Source organism: Psychrobacter sp., from assembly GCF_049295055.1.
Taxonomy (GTDB): domain Bacteria; phylum Pseudomonadota; class Gammaproteobacteria; order Pseudomonadales; family Moraxellaceae; genus Psychrobacter.
In genome coordinates this window covers 1-9,360 of sequence record NZ_JBAQQF010000030.1, presented here as the reverse complement: position 1 = coordinate 9,360, position 9,360 = coordinate 1, and the positions used below count along the sequence as shown (strand labels likewise).

The following is a 9,360-nucleotide window of genomic DNA, read 5'->3' as shown; positions in this document are numbered from 1 at the left end:
GGATAGTCGCCTGCTGCTTCAATCAGCATGCGAACTGCGCGTTCTTTAATCTCAGGAGTGTAATTTCGTGTTTTCATTGTCGTATTCTCTCAGAATATTAGGTCTCCGACAATCACGGGGCGGTTCAGTTGTTTCAGCTGGAGCTGTTTCAAGCTTAGTTGTTTCAGCTCTAGACTCAATGTGCGTTGCAGCTGGTAAGTCCGCTGACGTTGGAGCCGTTTTGTTAGGTGCGCTCGCATCATTTAAACTATTGGGTTTCTCTTCGCTCATGATGCGCTCCTAATGGATTCATTAGACATAGTAGGTAACTTTAAAATAATAATGATAGGGTAGTAGTGAATATAGGATACACGCTAAAATTCGTACTATCTGCTATTTTTTGCCCATCATTTCTGCTAACGCGGCTAGCTCTTTAGCAAGCGGATTGCGTTTATGATAACGATAATAAAAATAGACAATCAATAGATAAGCTGTCGTAACGGTAGCGCTCACTGCCATTAAAAAGAATAAATCATCGTAAGCAGCAACGGTTGCTTGGCGTTGAACGCCTTGAAGAATCTGCGTCATCATGGCAGGACTATCACCACTCATCGAGCTGACCATATCCGCATAATGCATTTGCGTACGAATGGTGGTAAAGGCTTGAATGGCCGCTGCACCTGCTAAACCGCCAACCGTTTGTGAAATACCAAAAACCACCGAAAAACTAATAATATAAGCAGGACCGTTGGCAATAGCACGAAACATGCCTTCAAACACCATTGGACCCATAAAGTAAACGGCGGCAAAAGCGATCATAAACTGACTGAGATAAAACATCGAAGGCGCAGAGTTTAGCGACACACCTGTGTCTATCCACGCCCCAATCGCAATGAGAGCAACAGCGAAAATAACTGGTCGACGCAGATCCATCGCATTGGTCGTAAAGATACTAATCACCAATGCCAGTGCGCTAGCTACCAATATCACCGCATAAAAAATAATCAGCTGATCATTGCCATAGCCAAGATTTGCTAATAATCCTGCAGCACCAACGCTTTGCTCAGACAATAGAATCCGCATGACGGCACCGGTAATCATAAAAGCAATAATAGTGCGGCTACGCATCCAGCGTACTTGTAGCATCGGATTTTTGCGATGCGTTTCAATCCATAAAGCGATACTAATAGTGACAACCGCAATAATCAGCGGATAGCTGAGCCAAGGTGTCGTCCACCACAAGATACGCCCTTGTACTAAGAATACCGCCAACGCCGCAAGACCACTGGCAAAAAAAGCAAAGCTGACGATATCTAGCTTCTCAAATACCTTTTCGGTATTACCTGGTGGCAGCTCTAATATATTAATCAGGCCAAAGCATATCAGTGCCAAACCTACTTGAAATAAAAACAAGCTTTCAAGCTGCCCGTCAATGGCAAGGAAAGGCGAGATGATACGCGATAATGGAATACCAAATTGCACCAAGCCAAAACCTAGAATTAGCCCACTAATACGCCGAGCGGTAGGCATACCTTGTAGACAGTAAAAAATAGACAGTACCGTCATCGCACTGGCTACCACGCCACTAAAACCTCGGGCGATAAGTTCTAAATAATATGGTTCAATTCTAATGCCAGTTGTCGCACTTAATAGATTACTACTAACTAACCACTGCATACTGGTTGCGGCGAGTAGAAAAAATAAGGTAATTTTACTAAATAGTGACATACCAAATTGTTGGCGAATTTTATATAACAGCACAGTAACGCAGGCGTTGGTCATGTTATAAGCAACCGATATCCAGCCGCCTTCTACTGGTGTTAAGCCCATTTCCCCTTGAATTTGGGTCAGGTTCGCAACCAGTAGACCGTTTTGGAAGCTGGCAGTCAGACCAATAAAAATACCGATAAGCAAATACAGCACCTTGCGGCGCACAGGATGGTCAGGAGTGGCGGGCGAGCCCAACATAAATGGCTGTTCATGCGGCTTAAACTGATAGTCGGTACTCATGGGCACATGCTAATCTGTATAGGGAAATAGAGTAAGGACATGATATAGCTCCCAAGTTAATAACAAGTCAGTAGCAAGATCGCTATTATAAAAGTAACCGCTATAAAAGCGCTCAGCCTTATCAACGCTATCAAAATTAAAGCTATTATTAATAAGGTTATAATCAGCAGAGTTGCAAACAGCAACATTCTCAGGCAAAAAAATAGCCCAAGATATACTTGGGCTATTTTATCATATTTTTCTTAAATATTTATTTCGATGCTTATTTATGCTCGGTTGGTTTCATCATAATTGGCCTCTAAACGCATGGCACGCTGGTAGCTATCAAGGCTTGCCAGTTGTAGTGCATATTGTTTAATGTGCGCGTAATCTTCTAACGCACCATGCTTGGCTAACATAATTAAATCAAATGACAACATAAAATCAGCACCGCTTAGCTTATTACCGACGATAAACGATTTGCCTTCAACTTCATCATTTAAGTAGCTCAGCAGCTTATGCTTTTCTTGGCTGATATAACCTTTTAAAAACTCATTATCACCAGCGCCTGCTTTATGAGTAAATAACTCAAGTAACAGTGGCAGCATGAGTGAGCTTTCAGCAAAGTTAATCCACTGTAGATAATGACCATAATCTGCGCTATCTATAGCAGGGCGCAGACTATCTGCTGCAAAGCGTTCAATCAACAGCTCAGTAATAGCCCCTGACTCTGCGTAGAGCTGATTATCCATCTCGATAACCGGAGATTTACCAAGAGGATGCACAGCTTTTAGGCTGTCTGGTGCTAGATGCGTTTTCGCATCACGCTGATGACTAATCAGTTCATAAGGTTGCCCCAATTCTTCTAAAAGCCATAGCGTACGTAACGAGCGTGATTGGTTAAGATGGTGCAAGCGAATCATGATGTCAGCCTTTGTTACTGTATTTTTCTGTTGATGTTAAGCCTGTAGCTTTGCAAGTAGGCGTTTGGCAGCCTCTTCTGATGACGCTGGGTTCTGACCGGTAATCAATAAGCCGTCTTCCACCACATAAGATTCCCAATCTGCCGCTTTTTCATAGTTGCCGCCATTGGCTTTTAGCATGTCTTCAACTAAAAAGGGCACCACGTCTACAAGGTTAACACCTTCTTCTTCAGTGTTAGTAAAGCCAGTAACTGTTTTGCCTTTTACTAAGTATTCACCGTCAATTTTAACGTTTTTAAGCGCGGCAGGTGAATGGCAGACAAAAGCAACTGGTTTGTTTTGCTTAACAAACGTTTCGATTAATTCGATAGAGTTTTTGTCGACTGCTAAATCCCAAAGTGGACCGTGACCACCAGGATAAAATACTGAATCAAAGTCTTCAGCGTTCATATCAGCAAGTTTTTTAGTGCTAGCAAGACGTTCTTGGGCTTCGCTATCATCTTTAAAACGCGTGGTATCTTTTGTTTGCGCATCTGGGGTATCGCTACTTGGATCAAGCGGCGGTTGACCACCAGCAGGAGAGGCTAGAGTGACATTAACGCCAGCATCTAAAAACGCATAATAAGGAGCCGCAAATTCTTCTAGCCAAAAGCCAGTTTTTTTGCCAGTATCGCCCAATTTATCGTGTGAGGTTAGTACCATTAAAATATTCATAATTATCCTTATTTATTATTGATTAACATTATGTAGTTAACGTTGTGTGTTTAATATTGTGTGGTTAAAATTGTATGTTAGCAGGCATCATTTATAAGTCTGCTTTTCCTAACTTTATAAACATGAGTGCTAACCGTAACTTTTTTTGAGGAGCATTACTGATGAATAATGTTAAAACTTATTTAACGTCAGCAACTTTTACCACGGTTTTACCGAAGTTTTTACCCTCTAGCATGTCAAAGAACGCTTGCGGTGCTTGTGCCAAACCGTCAGCTTGATATTCTTTTGTTTTTACGTCGCCTGACTCAACCCATGCACCCATCGTTTTCAAGAACTCTGGAAAATGGTCACCGTATTCTTCAAAGATAATAAAGCCTTTGATAGTTAGACGTTTGCTTAGAACGTTGCCCATTAGGACACCCAAACAGTCTTTACCATCAGGCAATTCAGTGGCGTTATATTGTGAGACTAGACCGCATACTGGTATACGTGCATGGGCGTTTAATAGTGGTAATACGCCGTCAAACACTTTACCACCTACGTTTTCGTAATAAATATCGATACCATCTGGGCAAGCGGCTTTTAATTGCTCGGCAAAATCATCGGCCTTATGGTCAATACAAGCATCGAAGCCTAATTCGTTGACCGCATAAGCACATTTTTCAGCACCGCCCGCCACGCCAACAGTACGTAAACCGAGCTTATTACCGACTTGTCCGACCGTTGCGCCGACAGGACCCGTTGCTGCTGCGACGACTAACGTTTCGCCTTTTTTTGGTTTACCGATATCAGTCAATCCCATGTAGCCAGTGAAGCCGGGCATACCAAGGACACCTAAGCCGTAAGAAGGGTTAGACATGTCTTTGTCAAGCTTCAGCACGCCATCGCCATCACTAACGCTATAGTCCTGCCAGCCAGAGTTGGACACTACTAAGTCGCCTACTGCAAAGTTATCAACGTTAGATTCAACCACTTGCGCCACTGTGCCGCCAGTCATAACGTCATCAACTTGCAGTGGGTCAGTATAGCTTGCAGCATCACTCATACGTCCACGCATATAAGGGTCAAGCGATAGATAGACAGTGCGTAATAGCATTTCACTTTGATTAGGTTTTGGAATCTCGCCAGTAGTCAATTCAAAATTATCTACAGTTGGTGCGCCGTGTGGACGGCTGGCAAGTTTAATTTGGCGGTTCTGTTGTTGGTTCTGATTATTGTCAAAACTCATAATTATATTCCTTACTTTATTTATGATTGTTCATTTTATTTATTAGTTTTTTTAAGATAACAGCCACTCAATACTGAATAGCTGCTATTTGTTACTAATGTATAAAAATACTAAGCGTGACTGGTTACTGCACGCTCTAGAATACGACGTGAGACTGCTAAGTCATTTTTACCATGTTCGCCCAATTTCACCATTTTATGAGCGTCTAACTGTTTGATGATTGGATCAATGGCAGAGGCGTCTAAATCTGCGTCTTCTAAGCTAACAGGCAGCCCAAGATCACGGAAGAAGTTTTCAGTGTGCACGATAGCCGCTTCAATGACCGCATCTTCGTCTTGATCGGTGTCTTTGATATTCCACACATTACGTGCATATTGAAGCAATTTGTCTTTTTTACTGTCTTTAAGTTCACGCATCACTGATGGTAATACAATGGTTAAGGTGCGTGCATGATCAATCGCATGTAATGACGTCAGCTCATGACCAATCATATGTGTCGTCCAATCTTGTGGTACGCCTGTACCAATTAGACCATTCAGAGCCATAGTGGCTGTCCACATTATGTTTTTACGCGTTTCTAAATCTTCTGGGTCAGCTTTAACCGCTGCGCCTTCCTCAATCAGAATTTTAAGTAAACTCTCAGCAAAGGCGTCTTGGACTTTTGCATTGACAGGATAGGTCAGATACTGCTCCATCACGTGGACGAAGGCATCAGCGACACCGTTCATTACTTGGCGCTCAGGTAGTGTTAAGGTCTTAGTAGGATCTAAAATTGAGAACTTAGGAAAGGCAAGTGGGTTACCAAACGGTAGTTTCGCTTGGCGCTCGCTATAATTAACAACGCCGCCTGAATTCATCTCAGAACCTGTTGCTGGGATAGTCAACACTGCGCCTAAATCAACTGCAGAGTCTATATTTCTACAATAGCTTGTTAGGGCATCCCAAGCTTGTTCACGTGACACAGTGCCGTCTTCTTCGGTTAGTGAAGCAACTAGCGCTACAAACTTGCTACCATCAATGACTGAACCGCCACCCACTGCTAATAAAAAGTCGATGTTATGTTCATTGACCATATCGGCCGCTTTTAATAGTGTGACGAATTCTGGATTGGGTTCAATACCACCAAACTCAAATACTTCACGGTTGCCACTGGCTGCTAAGGCAGTTTTTACTTCATCTAAAGTACCTGTGCGCTGAGCTGAACCGCCACCATAAGTAATAAGGACGCGAGCATCACTAGGTACTAAATCTGATAGTTGCTTGATTTGATCTTCACCAAAAACGATGCGTACTGGATTGTAGTATTGAAAGTTATTCATAAGATTCCTGATAAGTAAGTAAGTAATTAAGTGTTTAATGAGTGTTCTAAAATCGAATGATCACATACGAATGATTAAATATAAGTTATGCGTGTTCTTTGCATCTGTCCGCATTGTACATTAATTAGACCGGTCGTCTAGTAATTTTTATTAATGATTACAAAACTATCGTATAGCCAAAGAATAGAATTGGTTGCTAATTACAGCGATATAAAATGACGGTGATATAAACAATCTGGTCAATTAAGTCAGGCTCATTCAATCGCTAAAAAAGGCGCGCAAACAGAACGTTATTAGCGTCCCATTTGTGTCGTGGTCATCTGCCATACTTCTGCTAATGGCGTATTGGTTTGACTAATCTTAGCGACTAAGCTGGCGCCAAGCCATGAAAAATACCAACGCTTAGCCATGCTTTCAGCAGACACATTATCAGGGTGCGGTACAGAATGGTCCGTCCAGCCTGCTTTGATTTGGGTAGCGAGCCATGTAATCGTTTGCTGATAACCTTCATATAATACTTTACGCATCGGCTCTGACATATCAGCGACCTCAGCGCTAAGTTTGACCACCAAACACTTTTCATGATCGCAGCCATTTTGCTGAGTATCGTACCAGTTTTGAAAGTAGTCATAGAGCTTCTGCTGTGCGTTAACGTCTTGTACACCAAGTGTTTCCAGACGGTTCTTATACTGGGTAAAGTAGTGAGTGATGATAGCTTCACCAAAGGCTTCTTTTGAGGCAAAGTAATGATAAAAAGAGCCTTTGGGCACACCTGCTGTGTCTAAAATCTGCTTAATACCGACAGCGGTAAAGCCCTTTTGTGCGATGAGCTTATAGCCAGTGGCTAACAGATGCGCTCTAGTATCTATAGCCGTATTTAAAAGGGAGTTATCTGATGAAGTAGTGGTCTTGGTATCGAACATAAAGGCAATGTTCTCCTTGGTATTTTGTTAAAAGGTGGTTATTAAAATATTGCTGTTAAAACTAACTAAAGGTATAAATCGATTATCTTGGCTTATATAACTTTTATAATTGATGTAGCAATTTATGCAGCGCAACAATGTATGTAACAGAGTCTTATGTAGCATGGTTTATGTAGAAAAGTTATTTTATGAACGTTACGTTTTTTCAACAAAGTTAAATAACAAATTGTTCTTGTTTTGATAGTGTTTATGTTAGCATTAGACCAGTCGTCTAGCAAGTTAGCTTTGTTGTTTTATTATCTAGCTTTGTTATCTAACTTTATTATCTAATTTTGTTGCATCGCAACTGATTAGCTCGAACCTTCAGCTTATATATGTAAGTAATGGCTCAACATATACATTTTAAAATCAATTTTAAGAATAACCTTCTAAATAAAAAATAGGAATAATAATGACTACCAATAATACTGACGCCCCTAATAACAGTAACGCCTATAATAATTTCCATTTGCAATATATCGCCGGTGAATGGCAAAAAGGCGATGACGATAGTGTCAATACTGATACCAATCCTTATAACGGTGATACGCTGGTAGAGATTCAGCAAGCGACTAAACAACAGCTTGATGAAGCTTATCAAGCGGCAACGATGGCGCAGGCTGAATGGGCACAGCAAACCCCAGCGACGCGGGCAGGTGTACTGTATAAAGTGGTTGCAATTTTAGATCAACGCCAAGATGAGATTGTCGATTGGCTAATCAAGGAATCGGGCAGTACGCGTATTAAGGCAATGTCAGAGTTTGGTAATGCGCGCGCGATTACCCTCGAATCAGCTTCTTTTCCCAATCGTGTACATGGCGAGATTCGCCCGTCTAATACACCAGGCAAAGAGAATTTTATCTATCGTGAACCGATGGGTGTGATTGCAGTTATCAGTCCATGGAATTTTCCGCTACATCTAACCCAGCGCTCGATTGCCCCTGCTTTAGCATTGGGTAATGCAGTGGTACTAAAGCCTGCTAGTGATACGCCAATTACTGGTGGTTTATTACTCGCTAAGATATTTGAAGAAGCGGGTTTACCAAAAGGTTTGCTTAATGTGGTCGTCGGTGCTGGTAGTGAAATAGGGGACGCCATTGTTACCCACGATATCCCAAGTTTGGTATCGTTTACTGGTTCAACATCAGTAGGCAAGCATATCGGCGAGCTGGCAAATGGCGGCGACTATCTCAAGCAATTGGCGTTAGAGCTGGGTGGTAACAGTCCATTTGTGGTGTTAAAAGATGCTGATATTGAGCAAGCCGTAAAAGCCGCGGCCTTTGGTAAATTCTTACATCAAGGTCAGATTTGTATTGCCATTAATCGTATCATTGTTGAAGACGAGATTTACGATGACTTTGTAGCGCGTTTCCTTGCTCATGTTAAGACATTAAGCGTCGGTGACCCTAGTAAAGCAGATACCGCAGTAGGTCCGATTATTAATGCAAAACAAGTAAAATCGTTAAAAGATAAGATTGCTACGGCGCAAGAGGAAGGCGCGAAAATAATATTGAGTGGTGAGATTAAAGGTCAAGTGGTGCCGCCACACATCTTTACGGAAGTCACTCGCGATATGGACTTGTCACGTAACGAAGTATTCGGACCCTTGGTTGGTATTATTCGTGCTAAAGATGAGGATGATGCGCTATCGATTGCTAATGATTCTATGTACGGGCTATCAAGTGCGGTATTCACTAAAGATATGGAAAAAGGTCTGCGCTTTGCTCGCGGTATTAAAGCTGGCATGACGCATATCAATGACATCTCGGCCAATGACGGCAGTAATGTGCCGTTTGGTGGTGAGAAGAATTCGGGTATTGGCCGCTTTAATGGTGAATGGATCTTAGAAGAGTTTACGACTTTACATTGGATTTCGGTGCAACATACGCCGCGCGATTATCCATTCTAAAAGCAGCCATTCTAAAAAAAGTTGTTTTAAAAGCAGCCGTTCTAAATACTCTGTTTTAAATATTTTGGATTGAATTTTCAGTATAAAAAAAGACTGCCACGATGGCGGTCTTTTTGTTTGTACATAATAACGAGGAATATTTAGGGACTATTTTTAAGCTTGTGGCAACTTAAGTTTTAGCATTGCCGAAGTGTTGATAAAAGCTAACCTTTAGGTGTAATGGACAAAATTCATGCTAAAAAGTAGACGGTAGTCGCTAATGGACATAATTCATGCTATTTGAGTGACTTTGACGCAAGAAAGTCCTTAATAAACTGTAACTTACGGTGTTCATTCA

At 41.7% G+C, this 9,360-nt stretch carries 7 protein-coding genes; 1 reads left to right on the top strand and 6 read right to left on the bottom strand.

Annotated elements, in window-relative coordinates; translation table 11 throughout:
• Positions 1 to 372: 372 nt before the first annotated feature.
• The 6 genes from WAZ74_RS03870 to WAZ74_RS03845 all read right to left on the bottom strand — a co-directional run bounded on the left by WAZ74_RS03870 (position 373) and on the right by WAZ74_RS03845 (position 7,075).
• On the bottom strand, positions 373 to 1,989 hold the full coding sequence (locus WAZ74_RS03870; protein ID WP_422305994.1) for an MFS transporter: 1,617 nt from the start codon (positions 1,987 to 1,989) through the stop codon (positions 373 to 375).
• Between the two features lie 266 nt (positions 1,990 to 2,255).
• Positions 2,256 to 2,891, bottom strand: a complete 636-nt coding sequence (locus WAZ74_RS03865; protein WP_422305992.1) for a glutathione S-transferase family protein — start codon at positions 2,889 to 2,891, stop codon at positions 2,256 to 2,258.
• Positions 2,892 to 2,927: 36 nt separating this feature from the next.
• On the bottom strand, positions 2,928 to 3,605 hold the full coding sequence (locus tag WAZ74_RS03860; RefSeq protein WP_422305990.1) for a type 1 glutamine amidotransferase domain-containing protein: 678 nt from the start codon (positions 3,603 to 3,605) through the stop codon (positions 2,928 to 2,930).
• 178 nt (positions 3,606 to 3,783) lie between these two features.
• Positions 3,784 to 4,833 carry an NADP-dependent oxidoreductase gene (locus tag WAZ74_RS03855; RefSeq protein WP_422305988.1) on the bottom strand — a complete coding sequence of 350 codons (1,050 nt, stop codon included), beginning with the start codon at positions 4,831 to 4,833 and terminating at the stop codon, positions 3,784 to 3,786.
• Positions 4,834 to 4,943: 110 nt separating this feature from the next.
• Positions 4,944 to 6,152 carry an iron-containing alcohol dehydrogenase gene (locus tag WAZ74_RS03850; RefSeq protein ID WP_422305986.1) on the bottom strand — a complete coding sequence of 403 codons (1,209 nt, stop codon included), beginning with the start codon at positions 6,150 to 6,152 and terminating at the stop codon, positions 4,944 to 4,946.
• Between the two features lie 293 nt (positions 6,153 to 6,445).
• Positions 6,446 to 7,075 carry a TetR family transcriptional regulator gene (locus WAZ74_RS03845; RefSeq protein WP_422305984.1) on the bottom strand — a complete coding sequence of 210 codons (630 nt, stop codon included), beginning with the start codon at positions 7,073 to 7,075 and terminating at the stop codon, positions 6,446 to 6,448.
• Between the two features lie 451 nt (positions 7,076 to 7,526).
• Between WAZ74_RS03845 and WAZ74_RS03840 the strand changes: the two genes are divergently transcribed.
• Positions 7,527 to 9,023, top strand: a complete 1,497-nt coding sequence (locus WAZ74_RS03840) for an aldehyde dehydrogenase family protein (protein ID WP_422305982.1) — start codon at positions 7,527 to 7,529, stop codon at positions 9,021 to 9,023.
• The last annotated feature ends 337 nt before the right edge of the window (positions 9,024 to 9,360 follow it).

Coding starts and splice junctions, on each gene's coding strand:
- WAZ74_RS03870 (WP_422305994.1), bottom strand. CDS start 1,989: ATGAGTACCGACTATCAGTTTAAGCCGCATGAACAGCCATTTATGTTG.
- WAZ74_RS03850 (WP_422305986.1), bottom strand. CDS start 6,152: ATGAATAACTTTCAATACTACAATCCAGTACGCATCGTTTTTGGTGAA.
- WAZ74_RS03840 (WP_422305982.1), top strand. CDS start 7,527: ATGACTACCAATAATACTGACGCCCCTAATAACAGTAACGCCTATAAT.
- WAZ74_RS03855 (WP_422305988.1), bottom strand. CDS start 4,833: ATGAGTTTTGACAATAATCAGAACCAACAACAGAACCGCCAAATTAAA.
- WAZ74_RS03845 (WP_422305984.1), bottom strand. CDS start 7,075: ATGTTCGATACCAAGACCACTACTTCATCAGATAACTCCCTTTTAAAT.
- WAZ74_RS03865 (WP_422305992.1), bottom strand. CDS start 2,891: ATGATTCGCTTGCACCATCTTAACCAATCACGCTCGTTACGTACGCTA.
- WAZ74_RS03860 (WP_422305990.1), bottom strand. CDS start 3,605: ATGAATATTTTAATGGTACTAACCTCACACGATAAATTGGGCGATACT.